17 protein-coding genes are annotated in these 17,412 nt (G+C 73.3%); 5 read left to right on the top strand and 12 right to left on the bottom strand.

Features of this window, described 5'->3' with window-relative positions:
- Positions 1–145 precede the first annotated feature (145 nt).
- The 9 genes from AB0D44_RS11650 to katG form a co-directional block, all read right to left on the bottom strand.
- Complete coding sequence (locus AB0D44_RS11650; protein WP_362588079.1) at positions 146–1,942, bottom strand: asparagine synthase-related protein; 1,797 nt, start codon at positions 1,940–1,942, stop codon at positions 146–148.
- 55 nt (positions 1,943–1,997) lie between these two features.
- The gene (locus tag AB0D44_RS11645) at positions 1,998–2,543 is read right to left on the bottom strand and encodes a hypothetical protein (protein ID WP_362588076.1); all 546 of its coding nucleotides are present in this window, start codon (positions 2,541–2,543) and stop codon (positions 1,998–2,000) included.
- A gap of 43 nt (positions 2,544–2,586) precedes the next feature.
- A complete protein-coding gene (locus AB0D44_RS11640) occupies positions 2,587–3,498 on the bottom strand; it encodes a hypothetical protein (RefSeq protein ID WP_362588074.1) in 912 nt (303 codons plus the stop codon).
- Positions 3,495–4,586, bottom strand: a complete 1,092-nt coding sequence (locus AB0D44_RS11635; RefSeq protein ID WP_362588071.1) for a hypothetical protein — start codon at positions 4,584–4,586, stop codon at positions 3,495–3,497. The genes AB0D44_RS11640 and AB0D44_RS11635 overlap by 4 nt, the downstream gene beginning before the upstream one ends.
- Complete coding sequence (locus AB0D44_RS11630) at positions 4,583–5,392, bottom strand: cupin domain-containing protein (RefSeq protein ID WP_362588068.1); 810 nt, start codon at positions 5,390–5,392, stop codon at positions 4,583–4,585. Before AB0D44_RS11630 ends, AB0D44_RS11635 begins: the two co-directional genes overlap by 4 nt.
- Before the next feature lie 215 nt (positions 5,393–5,607).
- Positions 5,608–6,015, bottom strand: a complete 408-nt coding sequence (locus AB0D44_RS11625; protein ID WP_362588066.1) for a DUF3224 domain-containing protein — start codon at positions 6,013–6,015, stop codon at positions 5,608–5,610.
- Between the two features lie 42 nt (positions 6,016–6,057).
- Complete coding sequence (locus AB0D44_RS11620) at positions 6,058–7,533, bottom strand: alpha/beta hydrolase (RefSeq protein WP_362588063.1); 1,476 nt, start codon at positions 7,531–7,533, stop codon at positions 6,058–6,060.
- A gap of 163 nt (positions 7,534–7,696) precedes the next feature.
- Positions 7,697–8,551 (bottom strand): arylamine N-acetyltransferase, encoded by an 855-nt coding sequence (locus AB0D44_RS11615; protein ID WP_362588060.1) that lies wholly within the window; start codon positions 8,549–8,551, stop codon positions 7,697–7,699.
- Positions 8,552–8,721: 170 nt separating this feature from the next.
- Complete coding sequence (katG, locus tag AB0D44_RS11610; RefSeq protein WP_362588358.1) at positions 8,722–10,881, bottom strand: catalase/peroxidase HPI; 2,160 nt, start codon at positions 10,879–10,881, stop codon at positions 8,722–8,724.
- A 419-nt stretch (positions 10,882–11,300) separates the two neighbouring features.
- On the opposite strand from katG, the gene AB0D44_RS11605 reads away from it, so the two are divergent.
- The 3 genes from AB0D44_RS11605 (at position 11,301) to AB0D44_RS11595 (ending at position 12,762) form a co-directional block, all read left to right on the top strand.
- Entirely contained in the window at positions 11,301–11,738 is a 438-nt protein-coding gene (locus tag AB0D44_RS11605; protein ID WP_362588058.1) for a Fur family transcriptional regulator, read from the top strand.
- Positions 11,739–11,822: 84 nt separating this feature from the next.
- Positions 11,823–12,059, top strand: coding sequence for a hypothetical protein (locus tag AB0D44_RS11600; protein ID WP_362588055.1), 237 nt, complete (start codon positions 11,823–11,825; stop codon positions 12,057–12,059).
- A 304-nt stretch (positions 12,060–12,363) separates the two neighbouring features.
- Positions 12,364–12,762, top strand: coding sequence for an ATP-binding protein (locus AB0D44_RS11595; RefSeq protein WP_362588052.1), 399 nt, complete (start codon positions 12,364–12,366; stop codon positions 12,760–12,762).
- A gap of 18 nt (positions 12,763–12,780) precedes the next feature.
- On the opposite strand, the gene AB0D44_RS11590 is transcribed toward AB0D44_RS11595, so the two are convergent.
- The gene (locus AB0D44_RS11590) at positions 12,781–13,581 is read right to left on the bottom strand and encodes a VOC family protein (RefSeq protein ID WP_362588049.1); all 801 of its coding nucleotides are present in this window, start codon (positions 13,579–13,581) and stop codon (positions 12,781–12,783) included.
- 174 nt (positions 13,582–13,755) lie between these two features.
- On the opposite strand from AB0D44_RS11590, the gene AB0D44_RS11585 reads away from it, so the two are divergent.
- On the top strand, positions 13,756–14,211 hold the full coding sequence (locus AB0D44_RS11585; protein ID WP_362588046.1) for a YbhB/YbcL family Raf kinase inhibitor-like protein: 456 nt from the start codon (positions 13,756–13,758) through the stop codon (positions 14,209–14,211).
- A 12-nt stretch (positions 14,212–14,223) separates the two neighbouring features.
- Here AB0D44_RS11585 and AB0D44_RS11580 read toward each other — a convergent pair whose 3' ends face one another.
- Both AB0D44_RS11580 and AB0D44_RS11575 read right to left on the bottom strand, forming a co-directional pair.
- Positions 14,224–15,327, bottom strand: coding sequence for a hypothetical protein (locus AB0D44_RS11580; RefSeq protein WP_362588042.1), 1,104 nt, complete (start codon positions 15,325–15,327; stop codon positions 14,224–14,226).
- Between the two features lie 76 nt (positions 15,328–15,403).
- Entirely contained in the window at positions 15,404–16,156 is a 753-nt protein-coding gene (locus AB0D44_RS11575; RefSeq protein WP_362588039.1) for a CAP domain-containing protein, read from the bottom strand.
- Between the two features lie 624 nt (positions 16,157–16,780).
- Between AB0D44_RS11575 and AB0D44_RS11570 the strand changes: the two genes are divergently transcribed.
- Positions 16,781–17,412, top strand: a 632-nt coding sequence (locus AB0D44_RS11570; RefSeq protein WP_362588036.1) for a LacI family DNA-binding transcriptional regulator, incomplete at its 3' end; no start/stop codon positions are given.

The following is a 17,412-nucleotide window of genomic DNA, read 5'->3' as shown; positions in this document are numbered from 1 at the left end:
CGCGTCATCATCACCCGCCGACCCGCACACATCCCGACGCCACGCCCGACGCCCCGGCCGCGTCCGCCGCGGATTCAGCCGTGGAGCGGATCGATCACGCCGGGCTGTCAGGGCGAGGCTCGGGCAGCCGGTCGGCCCGGTCGGCTCACACGTCGTACGACCTCAGCCACAGCTCCAGCGTCAGCACCAGCCAGAGCTTGCCGCCTTGGCGGGGCAGCAGCGCGCCCTCGCCCTTGAGCCAGGTCCGGATGGTCTCAGGACGGAACAGGCCCCGCTGACGGGAGCGGCGGCCGAGGAGGAGCTCGTGGCTCAGATCGCGCAGCGGACCGGTCAGCCACTGCTGCACCGGCACCCGCATCCCGCTCTTCGGGCGGTCGACCACCGTGCCCGGCAGAAGGTCCCGCACGGCCTCCTTGAGGATCCACTTCTCGGCCGTCCCGCGGAGCTTGAACGCCGGCGGCGTGGCGAAGGCGTGGTCGATGACCGACCGGTCGAAGAGCGGGGAGCGGCCCTCCACCCCCCTCGACGAAGTGAGGCGCTCCACCTTCGTCAGGATGTGGTGCGCCCCCTTGGTCCGCAGGTTGCAGTGCAGCAGCCGGTTGAGCAGGTGGTCCATCGCGTAGGGGGAGCCGCCGGCCTCCGGCAGCAGGTACGGCTCCACGTGCCGCTCCAGTCGCGGGGCATCCCGTAGCGCGTCCAGGACCGGCTCCGTCAGCAGGACCGGGAGGTCCGTCCAGCACTTGCGGTACGAGCGCAAGTACGCGGTGGCCCGGTCCTCGTCCCAGGGCGCGCCCGGCGTACGGTGCATCTCCTGCACCAGCATGGGGAGGTTCTTGGGCCCGCCGAAGACCGGGTCGCCGCCCTCGCCGTTCAGAACCACGGAGGCGCCGTCCGCAGCCACGGCCTCGGCCAGCATCAGGTTCGGCACGGTCAGCGGGTCTCCGACCGGGCTGTCCAGCAGTGCCGCGGCCTCGGCCAGCCGCGCCGCCACCGCCGCCCCCGAGACGTTCAGGATCCGGTGCCGGGTGTGGCAGTGGGAGGCCACCAGGCCCGAGTAGCCGAGTTCGTTCGGCAGGTCGTCGCCGAAGCTGATGGAGTACGTGTGGACCGGGTGGGAGTGGAGCTTCGCCGCCAGGGCGGTGACCAGGGAGCTGTCGATACCGCCGGAGAGCAGCACCGCGGCGGGCTGCGCCGCGGGCAGCCGGGCCGCCGTGGCCTGCTCCAGCAGGGAGCGCAGGGCCAGGACGTGACCGGCCGGGTCGGCGGGGGCGGGGTCCTCGACGTGCTCGTGCGGCTCCCAGTGGACCGTTTCGGTGACCCGGCCGTCGCGGGCCAGCCGCAGGACGCGGCCGGGCAGCACTTCGCGGACCCCGGTGAGCAGGGTTTCCTCCCCGGGCAGGTAGGCGAAGGTGAGGAAGGAGCGGACCGCCGACAGGTTCATCGAGGTGGCGAGCGCCGGCCAGCGGCGCAGCGCCCGCAACGAGGTCGAGGCGGCCCATGCGCCGTCGGCCCGCGCGTAGTAGAGGGTGCGGGCACCGACGTGGTCGCGAATCAGGACCAGGTCGGGTCCGTCGAGAACGGCCAGCACGAACATCCCCTCGGCGAGTGTCACTCCGGCTTCGCCGAGCAACGCCCAGCAGTGGAGGAGGAGTTCGCCGTCGGAGCAGTCGGGCCGCGGGGGCGCGGCGGCGGCCCCGGCCGCGGCCCCCGCCGCGAGGGCGGCGAGCAGCACGGGCCGGTTGTGGAGGGTGACCTCGCCGACCGCGGTGCGTCCGAGAGCGGCGAACGGGCCGGTGGCGCGGCCGGGCTCACCGGTGAGGAGGCCCAGCCCGGCACCCGGCACCTCAACCGGGGGCCGGCCCGCGACGGCGGCGCCCATGGCCGCGAGGTGGGCGCGGGCCTGCCCGGTGGTGTCGGCCAGGCAGGCGCACAGACGTGCCACTGATGGTTCCTTCCTTCGTGCTCGCCTCGGTGCGTATCGCTGGTGTTCATGCTGCTCAGCCGAAGTCGTCGTCGCTCCAGGCGTCCTCGTCGCCGTCCCAGCCCGCGTCCCAGCCGTCCTCGCCGGAACCCCCGTCGCCCCCGGAGTCCCCGCCCGCGCCGTCGCCGCCGGAGGACGACGCCTGGCTCTGCTCCTGTTGGCGGCGCAGGGCCTCTTCCTCCTCCGGGGTCATGCTCAGCGGCGGCAGATGGGCGGCGGTGACGGCGAGGGCCGCCACCCCCAGGCCGGCGAGCAGCACACCCATCCGGCCGCCGAAGGAGCTCCTGTTGACGGTGACCCGCTCGCCACGCGCCCACACCGTACGGCCGTAGCCGATGTCCCGGGCGTAGGTGGCGGTGCCGTCTTCGAGGGTGCGTTTGATGACGCGGTTGCCGAGCAGCTCGTCGGTCCCCGAGGCACCCCGGTTGTCGCGCCAGCGCACCGTGTGGGGGCGGCCCGGGGTGCGGCTGCGCCACTCCTCGAGGCCGTCTTCGTACCTGCGGTGGACCGTGCCGTCGGCGAGGAGCTCGTCTGCGTAGGCGATCTCTCGGGGCCGGATCATCGTGTGCGTACCTCGGGTGTGTCGAAGGGGGTCACGGGGCCGGTCACGCGGCGGGCCACGTCATGAAACCGGTGGTGCGCAGTCCGCCCAGCTCGCCCCACAGGGACGCGCGGGGCGGACGCGGACCCCGGGTCAGGCGCAGGACCGTCCGGACGAGCCTGGCCGGCGGTACGGCGGCCACCTGCGCGAACCGGCCCCGCGCCAGCCACGCGGCCTCGCGCGGCCGCAGCGCGCCCGGCCAGTCGGCCCCCGCCGCCGGGGCGGGTGCCGGGCCGCGTCCCGAGGGCAGCCGCAGGGCGGCGGCGTGCCGCGGTACGAGCCCCAGGGAGCCGACCCGTACCCCGGAGAGGGGGCCGAGCGCCGCTCGTACCCGCGCCGGGAGCGTCACCCCCTCGGGGCTCGCGTCGTGCAGGACGTGCACCGTGGCGCCCTCCGCCCGCTCCAGGGCGGCGACGAGACGCGGGGCCAGGGGCAGCGCGTCGGCCGCCGCGAGGACGGGGCAGGCCGCCTCCAGGTGGACGTGGTTGGCGAGCAGCATCGCCGCGATCGAGCGGTCCTGGCAGAGCAGCAGCCGGGGGAGCCCGTAGTCGAACAGGTCCGGCTCGCCGGGCGCGTGCCGGGCGAGGTCCGCCGGGGGCACCGCGGCCGGCAGCAGTCCCGGTACGGTCTCCCGGCCGCGTGCGTCCAGGGCGCGGGTGAACGAGGGCAGGCGCACCACCGGCGCCGGGGCGCCGGGCAGGCGGCGCAGCAGCGGCGCGGCCGGACTCAGCACGCGGCAGGTCTCGTAGTAGAGCTGCCGCTCCGTGAACCGGAGTCCGCCGGGGTCGCCCGCGCGGGCGGCTGCCGCGCCGATCGCCGCATCGAGCAGCCGATCACCGAAGGCCGGGATTCCGGTGCGCGCCAACCGGGAGGGAGTGGCACTCCCACCCCTCCCCGTGCTCTTGCTGGTGTTCATGCGCTGGGCGTGCCCTTCTTCCCGGAGGTGTCTGCGCCTGGCGACCCGCCGGCGCCCGGCCACGTCATGAAGCCGACCTCCGCGGCACGGCGCCGTTCGTCGTCGACCCCGCGGCCGATCCGTTTGGCGAGCCGGCCCAGCACGGTGAGCAGCCGGACCGGCGGGATCGCGACGAGCGGGAACCGCCAGCCCTGCGCCAGCCACGTCAGCTCCTGCGCAGTGAACTCGCCGAGGGCGGTCAGCCGGCGCATCTCGTGCGCCGTGGGCTTGTGGTGGGGATCGCGGTACGCCACGGCCTTCGGCCGGCCGTGGACCGTCCGCAAGGACACTCCGGCGTCGACCACCGGGCGGCCGGGGAGGTCCTGGCGGAGCTGCCGCAGGAGCAGTTCGCCGCGCGCGTCGGCGTCGTGGAGCACCAGGACCGGGCCGCGCGGGGGCAGGGCGGGGAGCAGGGCCGTGACGCGCTCGGGGCTCTGTACGAGGGCGATGCCGTGGCGGTCGGGCAGGCCGTCGGCGGCCAGGAAGGCGGCGATGGAGGGGTCGGGGCAGAGGAGCACGGCATGCGGCGGGGGCGCGTCGGCGGGCCGCCGGGGCCACGGGTGGCCGTTGTCGTCGACCACGCCGGGCGGCAGGCTCCCGTACACCCGCACCCACTCGGCGAGCGCCTCGGAACGGAAGGCTCCACGGGTCATGGGCGCAATGCCCCGGCCCGCTCCCCGCCGCCGCGCGATGAGGACGCCGAGCGCGGTGGCCAGCAGGGCCGCCGAGGCGTACAGCATGAACGGCATCTGGCCGAACAGGGCCCAGAATCCGAAGACCACACCGCCGAAGAGCGCCCCGCCCGCGCAGCCGGGTGCGAACTCGCCTTCCCTGATCCGCTTGCGCGACAGCGCGTACCACAACTGGCCCGGGGTGACGCGGATCCGGCCGTTGTCCGTCAGCCCGGTGGTGATCCGGAGCACCCGCAGGTCGCTGAGGCGCAGAGAGTTGGTCTTGGGGTCCAGTGCGTAGCGCCGCTTGCAATGGCTGCATGTGTTGCCGGTGCGCTCCTTGCGCAGCAGGTTGCGTTCGCAGTGCGGGCAGATCACCGGCGGACCTCCAGTGCGGTCGCCACCCGCCGCAGCCGTGCGGCCAGCCGCTCGCGGACGGTGGTGCCGGCGATGCCGTGGACCCGCTGGGCGCGCTCGATGTCGCGCAGCGCGGCGGCGAGGACCCGGTAGTCGGTGGCGGACGCGAGCGCCGTGGCGCCGGCGCTGGCGGCGCCACCGGTGGCGCGGGGGGCGGCGGGAGCGGCCGGCGCGGCGGCGCGCCCCGCCGGGCCGGGCCGTACGGCGCTCGGGGCGGCCCGCCGCTCGGCTTCCGCCGCGGTGATGGCGTAGTCCTCGTGGTCGATGCCGTATCCCGTGTTGGCGGCGAGGATCGTCAGAGGGGACCCGCCCCGGTTCGCGAAGGAGTGCGGCATCATCTCCGGGATGCGGATCAACATGCCCGGTGCAAGGCGTACTTCGGTGACGCGGCCGCGGCCCGCGTCGTAGAGCCCGCAGGCCGCGTGGCCGAGGCTGAGGACGAAGTGCTCACCCCCGTGCGCGTGCGGGGTGAAGGCGCTGCGCGGGCCCACCACCCCCAGTTTTACGGTGGCGTTGGAGGGCCGCTCGGGCGAGGTGCCGGCGTCGCCCACGAGGTAGTGCGCGAACTGTCCGTCGTCGATGAACGGCAGGAACTCCCGCTCCGGCCCGAGCTCCCGGGACCCGTCCCGGTCGGCCAGCACGATGCCGCCGTCCGGCCTCAAGTGGTACAGCTCCACCCCGCCCGGCAGCCCGTGCCCGGTGTGGTCCGCCAGGTCCTCGGACGTCCCACGTGTTCCGGGTGTGCGGTCGTACGGTGCTGCGGCCATCGCGCCTCCCCCTGACGCCCCGCGGTGCGCTCCCCGCGCCCCGCACGCGCATGGTAAGGCCCTGATCGCCACGAGCGGGAGCACTCGGAACATACTCCGGGCAGCCGGGAGATGGCCGGCCGGTGTCGGGCGGGGGCCGGCCCGCCGCCGCCGGTCATCCCGCGGCCGAGCGGGCCGAGCGGGTCGTGCGGGCCGCTGCCCCTCGGAGCCACGGATCAGCCGAGCTGGTAGTCGAACCAGATGCGGTGCGTGGCGTCGGCGTCCACGGCGATCCCTCCGGCGCCGGTGATCCCGGCCAGCTCGCCGGTGCCGCTCGACGGCACGATGGTGAAGAACTCCGCCGTGCGGTCGCTGCCGGACGTCGTCGCCGAGTGCACGAAGTTGAAGGCTCCCTCCCGGCCCTGCAGGGAGCCCTCGAACGACTCCATCGCCACGTAGGTGCCGACGCCTGCCGACGGGTCGAACGCGGCCGTGAACACGGTTGCCGAGCGCCCCACGACCTCTCCTTCGAAGTGCTTCTCCATCGTGGCGACACCCACCGGCAGCCCGGTGGACACGGCCGGCTCGGGCTTCAACTCGGGCGCGACGAACGCTTGGACGGTAAAGGTTGCCTCAGCTCTCATGGGCCGAAGGTACCGAGGGGGTCTGACAATCGCGGTCGGCCCTCAGGTCGCGGGGTTCGCCACGCCGCTCTCGTCGACGACGAACCGGCCGTTCGGGGCGCCGCCGAAGGTGCCGTGCCCGATCCACTCGATCAGTGCCGCCTTGAGCGTGGCGTGCGGGCCGGCCCAGGGCTCGCCGGGGCGGCCGCCGTACGGGATCCCCGATGCCGGGGTGCACCGCGCGCCGGTGCAGCCCTCCTGGGGCAGGGAATGGCTCGCGCACTGCACCTGGACCAGCACCTTGCGCGTCATCGACGCCGGCAGGGCGTCGTAGAGGGCGGTCGCGTTCGACGGCGGCGAGGACGGCTCCCGATCGTCGAGGCCGTGCACGACCAGCGTGGGCGGGGACAGCTGCCCGGCCACGGCGGCGTTCCACCCGTAGGCGGAGAAGGTGGGGGTGCGGCTGAGGCCGCTCGGGTTGCCGGGCTCGGCTCCGCCCCACGTGCTGCCCAGGGGGTCCAGCTCCTGCATCTGCGTCCAGAGCCGGTCCGCGGCGCCGGGGATGCGCCGTCCGGTGCAGACCGCCTCGCGCTCCGATGGCAGGGGGGCTTCGGCGGGGCGCCCGCCCAGCGTCAGCGGGAACGTGGCGAAGCCGCCCGGCGGGGTCGTCTCCTCGGTCGGCAGACCGAACGGCGAGGACAGGAACACCACCCGGTTGACCTTCGAGAGCGTGCGGCTGCTGTCGGGCAGCACCGGGTTGGCCGCGTACAGCGCGCGCCCGACCTGGACCGCGCCGAACGACGCGCCGACCAGGGTGACCTTGCCGTTCGTCGGGCGGGCGCGGGCGACGGCGTCGTCGATGACCTGGCGGATGTCGCGCACCCACACGTCGGTGCGGGCGAAGCGCCGGTCACTGGAGTGCGCGACCCGCTCCTGCAGCGGATGGGGCATGAGCAGGCTGCCCTGCTGGTCGAGGGGGAACACCGGGTCGTGGGTGCGGTCGCAGCCTTCGGGGTACGGGCAGGAGCCGTCGGCGTCGTAGCCCCGCAGGCTCGCGTTGCCCGGATCGTCCAGCCCGTCCGCGAACCGCGTCGAGAGCCCGTAGCCGAGCAGGCTGGGGGCGAACGTGTCGATGCCCGCCTGGGCGAGGGCCTTTTGCACACTGAGCTCGCCGCCCTCCGGCGCGGGGTGGCGCAGGTCGAACGCCGCCGGTCCCGGGACGGTACGGCCGTGCACGAGTACCGCGGCCCTGGTGGGCAGCCCCCGGCACCTGCCGTTCGCGTACGACGGCTGCACGCGGTGCACCTGGATCCGGGCCGGGCGCCCGTCGAACCGCGGGTCGGGCATCAGCCCGGCCGGAACGGTGAAGTCCAGCCAGTAGTCGCTGGTCTGGACGCCGGTGGGCGCCCGGTCGCACCGCGGCGCCGGCGCGGCGGCCGCCGGGCCGGCGCCGAGGGCGCCGAGCGCCACGGAGAGGCCCAGCGCGAGCCAGGCCGGTCGCCGGCGGCCCCGCCCGGCCCTGTGGGGTGTGCTGTGCATCGCGTCTCCAGGCGTCTCGGGAGCAGGGAGCAGGTCCGGCCGCTGCCCGGGCTGGGCCCGTCCGTCACGGAGGCGGCCGTCAGCTGACACCCTGGGCGCCGTCCGGGCGGGCTGCCAGCCGGGCTCCGCCGAACGGCCCTCGCGCTGCGGATACGCGCCGGGCTCAGGCGGAGGCGGCGGTCAGTGCCTGCCCGTCCGGTACCGCGATGCCGAAGTCGGCGGTCAGGACGCGGACGATCTCGTCGTGACCCGACAACTCCCGTTCGCTGCGGGAACCGTCCGGGCGGGTCCGGACGAGTTGGCGGCCGCTGAGCGCGAGGTGGCCGTCCGGCGTCGTCCGCTGGACGTAGAGGAGGTGGGAGAACGGGGAGCGGGGGTTGGTGGCGATGTGCCAGTTGATGACCTCGAAGTCCGGGGCCTCGTAGGGCTCCAGGGTGAAGGCGTACTGGTCCGTCCACGCGTCGTCCTCGTACGCCTGGAGCACCCACAGCTCCAGCGGTCCGCGGTGCGGCCGGTGGACCAGGCGGTGGCGTCGGGTCGCGTCCTCGAACTCGGTGTCCGCCACCAGCGGGACCGCTTCGAGCAGGGCGCCGCCCGCCCCGAAGCCCACGTCCGCCACGTACGGGCCCGGCTCGCCCGGCACCTCGACCAGCAACAGCATGTGCGTACGCGGCCGGACCGCGTCCCCGGCTCCCAGCACGACGCGCGCGGCCAGCCGCGTGACGCCGAATCCGAACGCCTCCAGCACCGCGGCCAGCAGGGTGTTGTGCTCGTAGCAGTACCCGCCCCGGCCGCCGCGGACCAGCTTCGCCTCCAGGTCCGGCAGTGCGAGGGAGGGGGCCGAGCCGCCGAGCGGGTCCAGGTTCTCGAACGGAATGCCGTACATGTGGGCGAGGTGCAGCGACCGGAGCGTGTCGGCGTCCGCCCGCCGCTCCCCGGTCCAGCCGATGCGGGCGAGGTAGGCGTCGAGGTCCGGCTGCGGGGCGGGTTCCTGCGGGATGTCGTCGTTGCGCGTCATGGTCCCGACCCTACGCAAGGGGGCCGAGGCGGTCATCCGGCGCCGGCCTGGCCCCCTACCCCTTCCCGCACCGGCGCCCGACCCCAGGGCCGGGGGGCCGGTCCAAGGGCCCGGCCGGGAGGTCCCGGCCGGCCTGCGGGAGTCAGGCCGCGCCGACCGGGACACCGGGCTCAGGCGAGGTCGAACCGGTCGAGGGTCATGACCTTGTCCCACGCCGCCACGAAATCACGGACGAACTTCTCTCCCGCGTCCTCGCAGGCGTAGACCTCCGCGACGGCTCGGAGCTGGGAGTTCGAACCGAAGACGAGGTCGGCCGCGGTGGCCGTCCACTTGACCTCGCCCGTGCCGCGGTCCCGGCCTTCGAACACGTTCTCCGCCGAGGTCGACGCCTTCCACTCCGTACCCATGTCCAGCAGGTTGACGAAGAAGTCGTTGGTCAACGTCTCCGGCCGGTCGGTGAACAGACCGTGCCGGGACCCCGCGAAGCCGGTGTTCAGGGCCCGCATGCCGCCGATCAGCACCGTCATCTCCGGTGCGGTCAGCGTCAGCATGTTGGCGCGGTCCAGCAGGAGCGTCTCCGGCGACAACTTCTCTCCCGCCCGGAGGTAGTTGCGGAAGCCGTCCGCCTTGGGCTCGAGGACGGCGAACGACTCCACGTCGGTCTGCTCCTGCGAGGCGTCCGTGCGCCCCGGCGCGAACGGCACCGTGACGATGTGCCCCGCGTCCTTCGCCGCCTTTTCGACGGCCGCGCACCCGCCCAGGACGATGAGATCGGCGAGCGAGACCTTCGTCGCGCCGGTCTGCGAGGCGGCGAAGTCCTGCCGGATCCCTTCGAGGGTCTCCAGCACCTCGGTCACCTCCGGGAGGGCGTTGACCTCCCAGTCCTTCTGCGGCGCAAGCCGGATCCGCGCCCCGTTGGCCCCACCCCGCTTGTCGGTGCCGCGGAAGCTCGCCGCCGACGCCCAGGCGGTGGTGACCAGCTGGGAGACGGACAGCCCCGAAGCGAGGATCCGGGCCTTGAGGTCTGCGATCTCCGCGTCCCCGACCAGAACGTGATCGACCGCGGGGACGGGGTCCTGCCACAGCTGCGGCTCGGGGATCCACGGTCCGAGGTAGCGCGAGACGGGTCCCATGTCGCGGTGCAACAGCTTGTACCACGCCTTGGCGAACGCCTCCGCGAGCTTGGCCGGGTTCTCGTGGAAGCTCTTGGAGATCGGCCCGTAGACCGGATCCAGCTTCAGCGAGAGGTCCGTCGTGAGCATCATGGGGGCGTGCCGCTTCGACGGATCGTGCGCATCGGGCACCGTGTCCCGGGCCGAGGGGTCCGTCGGGGTCCACTGGTGCGCACCGGCGGGGCTCGTCGTCAGCTCCCAGTCGTACCGGAAGAGATTGTCCAGGTACCCGTTGTCCCACTTCGTCGGCTCGGAGGTCCACGCGCCCTCGAGCCCGCTGGTGAGCGTGTCGGCGCCCTTGCCGCTGCCGTACGAGTTCGTCCACCCCAGGCCCTGCAGCTCGATCGGGCAGGCCTCGGGTTCGGGACCGACGTACTGCGGATCGACCGCGCCGTGGCACTTGCCGAAGGTGTGGCCGCCGACGATCAGCGCGACCGTCTCCTCGTCGTTCATCGCCATGCGCCCGAACGTCTCGCGGATGTCGCGGGCGGCGGCGAGCGGATCCGGGTTCCCGTTGGGCCCTTCGGGATTGACGTAGATCAGCCCCATCTGCACCGCGCCGAACGGACCGGTGAGTTCCCTGTCACCGCTGTAGCGCTCGTCTCCGAGCCAGGTGTCCTCGGGGCCCCAGAAGATTTCCTCGGGTTCCCAGATGTCCTCGCGCCCGAAGCCGAATCCGAAGGTCTTGAACCCCATCGATTCCATGGCGCAGTTTCCGGCGAAGACCAGGAGATCGGCCCAGGAGATCTTCCGGCCGTACTTCTTCTTGACCGGCCAGAGCAGGCGGCGCGCCTTGTCGAGGCTTGCGTTGTCGGGCCAGCTGTTGAGAGGGGCGAAGCGCTGGGCGCCGGAGCCGCCGCCGCCCCGGCCGTCGGCGATGCGGTACGTCCCGGCGGCGTGCCAGCTCATCCGGATGAAGAGCGGCCCGTAGTGACCGTAATCGGCAGGCCACCAGTCCTGCGAGGCCGTCATGACCTCGAAGACGTCCCGCTTCAGCGCCTCGACGTCCAGGTTCGCGAACTCTTGTGCGTAGTCGAAGCCCTCACCCATCGGATTGGACTGCGGCGAGTGCTGGTGGAGAACCTGTAGGTCCAGCTGGTTCGGCCACCAGTCACGGTTCGTCCTGGGGGCAGTCGGCGTGGGGGTGGGGGAGGGGATTGCCGGGTTCTCGCTTTCGCTGCCGGACACGTCAGCCCTTCTTCCTGTCTCGGGTTTTCCATCTGCTGGCTGCTTGCTCTGGGAGCTTGTCCGCTTTTCCTACGTGAATGCGGGCGGGCGGCCTGCGTCCGTATGGTTCCGCACCGCAGACCGTGCCGCTGTGAGAACACGCGGAGCGCCCCCGCGCAACAGGCAGCCGAAATCCACGGTATTTGGGGTCCCGGCTCCACGGCTGCCGACTCTCCCGGTCGCCGGGACGGCCGAGAAAAGGTGAGATCGTCCGATCATCTCGACCGTTCGCGGAGCTGCGGCGTAACGGAGTTCTTCCCGCCGCACCACCGCGTCCGCTTCCCGCCGGAATGCGAACACCGGCCGGTAGACTTCTTTCATCCCGGCGAGCATGAACAGGTGAACCGACGATGAGCGACTTGCTGGAGCGGTTGCGGGGGCGTGGCTGGCGCATGACGTCCCAGCGGCGCGTCGTCGCGGAGATCCTCGACGGCGAGCACGTGCACCTGACGGCCGACGAGGTGCACGCCCGTGCGGCGGAGCGGCTGCCCGAGATCTCCCGGGCGACCGTCTACAACACCCTGGGGGAACTGGTCCTGCTCGGGGAGGTCGTGGAGGTCTCCGCCCACGGCCGCGCGAAGCGGTACGACCCCAATGCGCACCACCCGCACCAGCACCTGGTGTGCTCCGGCTGCGGCACCATCCGCGACGTCCACCCGACCGGCGACCCGCTGGCGGTCCTCCCGGCGCAGGAGCGGTACGGCTTCACGGTGTCCGAGGTCGAGGTCACCTACCGCGGGCTGTGCCCCTCCTGCGTTGCGGGTCCCCGGCGAGGACGCCCATCCTGACGGAATGAACCGCTCCTACCCGGGCAGGCGCAGGAAGATCCGGTGGATCCCGGCGCCCCGTCATGAAGGGGAGGCGAATTGCGCATGACCGAAAGCGCGAGTCCCTACATCTCCAGGGCGCGGGTCACGGTACTGGGTGTGCACCCGGCCGACCCGCCGTTCCGGATCGTGGAGGTCGACGGGGAGATGGTCAGCACCGCCCGGTCCATGACGGACGTGCTTCTGATCGCCGCGGGCGCCGGCATCACGATCCACGACCTGGACGACCCGGACGAGGTCAGATGGGTCGGTGGCGGGAAGTTCCGCTGGAGGGCCCACTGAGGCGGTGTGCGGTGTAGGTGCCGGGGGCCCACGGGCCAAGCGTCCCGGGGCGCCGGCATGCCCCGGCGACGACCGCGCCGCCCTCACTCTGCGCTCTGCCCGGCAGGCACCGCCGAGGGCGCCGTCCGTCCGGGAACCACCGGGACGGGACGAGGGGTGCCCCGTCGGCAGCGGGGGGAGCTCCGCCGCCCGTGGGACCTGTAGCGCCTGTGGGACGAGTAGGTGGGGCGCGACCGGGCAAGCGTATAAAAGTGAGCATTACGCCCACCACGCACCCGGACACGAGCTTCTGGAGCCGGTTCTCATGCCTGTCCCCTGGACACTGCACCTGGACCTGAACCGTCGCCGCGCGGCGGCCGACGCCCGCCACGCGGCGCGGGGCTTCCTCGCGCCGTTCGTGCGCGAGGGGCCGGAGCTCCCGCCCGTCGTGCTCGACGACACCCTGCTGGTGATCAGCGAGCTCGTCACCAATGCCGTGCGCCACACCTCCGGCGGTTGTGCGCTCGACCTCCGCCTGCAACCGGACGGCGTGGACGTGGACGTCTCGGACACCAGCAGCGCGGAGCCACAGCCCCGACGCCCCGATCACGGGGGCGAGGGGGGCTGGGGATGGCCCCTGGTCAACCGGCTCGGGACCGACGTGGAGATCCGCCACCACGGCTCGGGGGCGGGCAAGACCATCCACGTCCACGTCCCGCGCTGAGGCGCCGCCGGGGCGTGGCTACGAGCCCGGGGCCGGGGTCAGCACCACGAAGTCGGCGTTCGACGGGTCGAGGCAGACGGCCAGCCGGCCGACGCCCTCGGCGTTCTCCGGCCCCATCTGCACGCTGCCGCCGTTCTCGGTGACCTTGGCGACCGCGGCGTCGCAGTCGGGGACGTGGAAGACCGGGTGCCAGTACGGCCTTCCCTTCGTCAAGACGAGGTCGCCCTGGGCCAGTTCCATCAGACCGCCGTGCATCCGCTCGTCGGGAAGGCCCGCGGGAGTGATGAGGGAGTACGTCCCGCCGCCGCCCGGCAGCTCCATATCGCTGAAGCGCCAGCCGAAGACACCGCCGTAGAACTCCTTGGCGGCCGAGGCGTCGCTCGTGTAGAGCTCCGTCCAGGACAGGGAACCCGGCTCGTCCACCAGATCGACGCCCTTGTTCGTCCCCGGCTGCCACACGGCGAACTGGCCCCCCAGCGGGTCGTTGTACTGCGCCATCCGGCCCCACTCGTCGAGGTCCCTGGGCGGCACGCGCACCGTGCCGCCACCGCTCTCGACGGCCCGGGTCGTGGCGTCCGCGTCGGGGACGCTGTAGTAGATCATCCAGGCCGGGCGGGCTCCCTCCTCGGTGAGCTTGCCGAGCCCGGCGACGATCTTGCCGTCCTTGCGGAACATCCCGCCTTCCATGTCCTCCCCCTCGCCCATGGACTCGTAGTCCCATCCGAGCACCGCGCCGTAGAAGGCGGCGGCGGCCGGGACGTCCGGAGCGCCGAGGTCGAGCCAGCAGGGGGAGCCGGGGGCGAAGTCAGTGGTGATCATGGCGATTGCCTTTCGGGGATCGTGTACGACCCCAGCGTGGCACCGCACACCGGCACGCGCCCGTCGTCGCCCCCGAGGCCCGCGGGCCCTGCGGATCCGTCGGCCCGCGTGGCAGTCGGGTGGATCGCGGCCCGCAGCGGTAGGGGCCGTCCCGGGGCGGGTAGAGCGGCGGCCGTGACCGGAATTCAGCTGACCAGCCCCGCCTTCGCCGACCACGCGGAGATCCCCCGCCGGTACACGGGTGAGGGAGAGAACGTCTCACCGCCCCTGACCTGGACGGCCGCACCCAAGGGCACCGCGGAGCTGCTGCTCCTGTGCGAGGACCCGGACGCGCCGCGTACCACCTTCCTGCACTGGCTGGTCACGGGCATCGACCCGTGGACCGGCGGGGTGGAGGAGGGCCACGACCCGCACGGCGGGACGCCCTGGCCCAACGGGTTCGGACGCCCGGGCTGGGGCGGTCCCATGCCACCGCCCGGGCACGGCCCCCACCGCTACTTCTTCCGCCTGTACGCCCTGTCACACCCGATCCGGCTGCCCGAGCGGCCCGACGTGGACGCCGTGCACGACGCCGTGCAGGGCAAGGAGCTCGCCGTCGGCACGCTCATCGGCACCTACCAGCGGCTGTAGGAGCGCGGCGCGTCACACTGGGGGCGCCGGGTCGGCGTACCGCAGGAGCGCCCCCACGCCCTCCTCCAGCGGCAGCTCGTCCTCCGGTACGACGACCAGTTCCGCGGCGGTGCCGACGAGGGCGCGCACCAGGACCTCGTCGGCGGGTTCCTCACGGGGCGCCCGTACCCCGCAGGCGAGCAGCTCCTCCTCGGACAGGGCGAGCTGGGCGGGCAGCGGGCCGGTCCACAGGCGCAGCGGGCCGGCGGGCGCGTGGGCGGGGTTCAGGAGCAGCGCCGCGACCTGGCCGCGCTGCAGGGCGGCCACCGCGGCGGCCAGCCCTTCCGCCACGGGCCCGCCCAGGGCCCGCCGGCCGATGAAGACGTCCACCAGCTCCCGGTCGTGCGCGGCCATCCGGCCGCGGAAGACGCCGCCCAGCTGCGGTTCGATCAGCGCCCGCCGGGTGTCCGTCGGGGTGGGGCCCCCGGCCCGTACGACCTTGGCGCGAAGGACGCGGGGCAGCCGGTTGGCCAGGACGTTGCCCGCCCACTCGTCCCCGGCGATGACCACGGCGTCGGCGCGGGTGCGCCGCGCCCAGGCGTCCAGCTCGTGACCGAGCCGGACGGCGCTGTGGTGCCAGGTGGCCACCGGTACCCTGCGGTGCAGCCGCTCACCGGGGGTCACCGCGGAGGCGGGCCAGGTACCGGACTCCGCCTCCACCGTCACCCAGCCGTGCGTCTCGGCCGTCGGCCGCCCGCCGTAGTGCACCACCACCGCCAGGTACGGGATCTCCGGCAGGTGCTGGGTGACCAGCGGCATCGCCTCCGGCAGGGTGCTGTAGCGGGCCGAATCGCGGTCGGGCGGCCGCGGCAGTTCCCCGTCCAGAACGAGCGAGCCGTGGGCCGCGAAGATCGCCTGACCGTGGGTCCCGGGCAGCTCCGCGTCCGCGCCGACCGCCTCCTCCAGTACGCCGAGCAGCGCCCGGTCCGCACCCTGGCGGGTCAGGTCCTCACGCAGCCGGTGCCACCGCAGGGCGAGCGCACGGTCGGGCTGCTCGACGTCCCGCGAGGTGTCCACGTACACCGAGGCGAACGGGCCGGGCTCCGCGTACAGGGGTTCCAGGAACGACAGCCTCATTCCTCATCACCACTCCCACGTCTCCACACTCCGATGATGCGCGCGCGGACGGGTCAGGTGAAGGGCGGCCACGCCGTCAGCGGGCCGCGCCGAAGGTCTGCGTCCAGTAGGAGTTCGGCTGTGCAAGACCGACGCCTATCTCCTTGAACGCGCAGTTGAGGATGTTCTGCCGGTGCCCGGGGCTGTTCATCCAACCGGTCATGACCTGCTCGGGCGTGCTGTAGCCGTAGGCGACGTTCTCGCCGTACGTCGACCAGGCGTACCCGGCACGGGTGATGCGCTCGCCCGGGTTCGAGCCGTCGGACCCGGTGTGCGACATGTTCGAGTGCGCGGCCATGTCCTTGCTGTGGTCCAGCGCGGCAGCCGTGAGCTTCGCGTTGACGGTGAGTGCCGAGCAACCGGCCTGGGCGCGTTCCTTGTTGACGAGGGCCACGACCTCGGCGGCCGGGCCCGACGGCGCGGCGGTCGGCGTGGTCGGCTGCTTCGGGGTGACCCGGGGCTTCGGCGGGGCCGGCGCCGGCGCCGGCTTGGCGGGCCGCGTCGCCGCGGGCGGCGCCGTCGTCGCGGGGGAGGGCTCTGTCGGCTGCGGATCCACCGAGGGCTGCCCGGTCGGCTCGGGCGTGGCGACGGGGGTGGCCACGGGTGCAGCCTGGGTTTCGAGCGGCGCGCTGGGAGAGGGGGGCGTGGTCAGCCGGGCGGAGGCCCTCGGCGCGGCCGTCTCCTGCGTGTCCAGGCATGCGATCGCGGCCGTGGGTATGCCCACGATGCCCAACGTGACGGCGGCGATGGTCGTCTTCTTGTAGCGCGTCCTCTTGCGGTGCTTCTGCATGCGTGACCTCACGTGGTTTCTGCGATGCGTCCTGCGCCTGAGCTGCCGGAGCACCCGGGCAGGGCGCCATTCTTGGAAGCCCCGCAACGGCTCGCAAGTCCCGGCGCCGGCCCGCCCGCCGACGCGGTACGACGGCCTTGAAATGGCGGGGCAGTCATGCTGGCGGCGCGGTCGGCGGACAGCCCGGGGTGGCACGGTTCCCTCAGAAATGCCTGTGACATGGCCAGTTGCCGCTAACCGGTTTCCTCGCCGAGAAACCCATTTCGCCAGCGAAGGTGAATGCCGACCCTGGTGGGACAAATCTCGACATGTCAGCGCGGGGTCAGTGGACGTAATGCTTCCGTGATGCTCCGCCCCGCTGTGATTCATGTCACCGTTTACGGGGCCCGCGATCCGGCGTGTGGCGGCCCCCGGCCGTGCGCGGTTCAGGTCTCCCTGAAACAGATCCCCGGGCGGGCGTCCTCCGGCATCTGGCACGGGCCGGATCCGGTGGGCCCGCAGTGCGCGGGGCGGAGATCGTGAGAGAATTGGGAGCGCTCCCACCGGACGGTTCGGCGTTACCGTGTTCCACGCGACCGGACGGGCGCGGGACGCGCTGTGTCGCACGAGGGGAGTTCGAAAGTCGTGAGCGGACGCCAGAACGGCAGGCCCACCCTGGAAGAGGTCGCGGCCCTGGCCGGCGTCGGCCGGGGCACGGTCTCGCGGGTGATCAACGGCTCGCCGCGGGTGAGCGAGCAGGCCAGGGCGGCGGTCGCCCGCGCCGTCGCCGAGCTGGGGTACGTACCCAACCAGGCGGCCAGGGCGCTGGCGGGCAGCCGGACCGATGCGGTGGCGCTGGTCATCCCGGAGACCGAGGCCCGGCTGTTCTCCGAGCCGTACTTCCTCGACCTCATCCGCGGGGTCAGCGCCGAACTCGCCGAAGCCGACAAGCAGCTGCTGCTCACCTTGGTGCGGACGGAACGCGAGCGCCAGCGCTTCGAGCAGTACCTGGCCGCCCGGCGCGTCGACGGCGTGCTGCTGGCCTCCGTCCACGCGGACGATCCGCTGCCCGAACGGGTACGGGAGCTCGGGCTGCCCCTCGTCATGAACGGCCGGCGCTCGGAGGCCGAGCCCGTCGACCACGTCGACTCCGACAACATCGGGGCGGGCCGGGCGGCCGTCGCCCACCTCGTCTCGCGCGGCCGCAGCCGGATCGCGACCATCGGCGGGCCGCTGGACATGTACGTGGCCCGCGCGCGTCTGGGCGGCTACCGTGC

The sequence above is a fragment of the Streptomyces sp. NPDC048349 genome, from assembly GCF_040651925.1.
Taxonomy (GTDB): domain Bacteria; phylum Actinomycetota; class Actinomycetes; order Streptomycetales; family Streptomycetaceae; genus Streptomyces.
Note: the sequence above shows the minus strand (reverse complement) of the source record. Positions and strands in the feature narration are given on the sequence as shown.

What these genes read in the sequence shown, in the direction of transcription:
- AB0D44_RS11600 (WP_362588055.1), top strand. Translation starts at nt 11,823, where the DNA reads ATGACCGAAAGCGCGAGTCCCTACATCTCCAGGGCGCGGGTCACGGTA.
- AB0D44_RS11640 (WP_362588074.1), bottom strand. Translation starts at nt 3,498, where the DNA reads ATGAACACCAGCAAGAGCACGGGGAGGGGTGGGAGTGCCACTCCCTCC.
- AB0D44_RS11630 (WP_362588068.1), bottom strand. Translation starts at nt 5,392, where the DNA reads ATGGCCGCAGCACCGTACGACCGCACACCCGGAACACGTGGGACGTCC.
- AB0D44_RS11595 (WP_362588052.1), top strand. Translation starts at nt 12,364, where the DNA reads ATGCCTGTCCCCTGGACACTGCACCTGGACCTGAACCGTCGCCGCGCG.
- AB0D44_RS11590 (WP_362588049.1), bottom strand. Translation starts at nt 13,581, where the DNA reads ATGATCACCACTGACTTCGCCCCCGGCTCCCCCTGCTGGCTCGACCTC.
- AB0D44_RS11605 (WP_362588058.1), top strand. Translation starts at nt 11,301, where the DNA reads ATGAGCGACTTGCTGGAGCGGTTGCGGGGGCGTGGCTGGCGCATGACG.
- AB0D44_RS11620 (WP_362588063.1), bottom strand. Translation starts at nt 7,533, where the DNA reads ATGCACAGCACACCCCACAGGGCCGGGCGGGGCCGCCGGCGACCGGCC.
- AB0D44_RS11580 (WP_362588042.1), bottom strand. Translation starts at nt 15,327, where the DNA reads ATGAGGCTGTCGTTCCTGGAACCCCTGTACGCGGAGCCCGGCCCGTTC.
- AB0D44_RS11625 (WP_362588066.1), bottom strand. Translation starts at nt 6,015, where the DNA reads ATGAGAGCTGAGGCAACCTTTACCGTCCAAGCGTTCGTCGCGCCCGAG.
- AB0D44_RS11615 (WP_362588060.1), bottom strand. Translation starts at nt 8,551, where the DNA reads ATGACGCGCAACGACGACATCCCGCAGGAACCCGCCCCGCAGCCGGAC.
- AB0D44_RS11645 (WP_362588076.1), bottom strand. Translation starts at nt 2,543, where the DNA reads ATGATCCGGCCCCGAGAGATCGCCTACGCAGACGAGCTCCTCGCCGAC.
- AB0D44_RS11575 (WP_362588039.1), bottom strand. Translation starts at nt 16,156, where the DNA reads ATGCAGAAGCACCGCAAGAGGACGCGCTACAAGAAGACGACCATCGCC.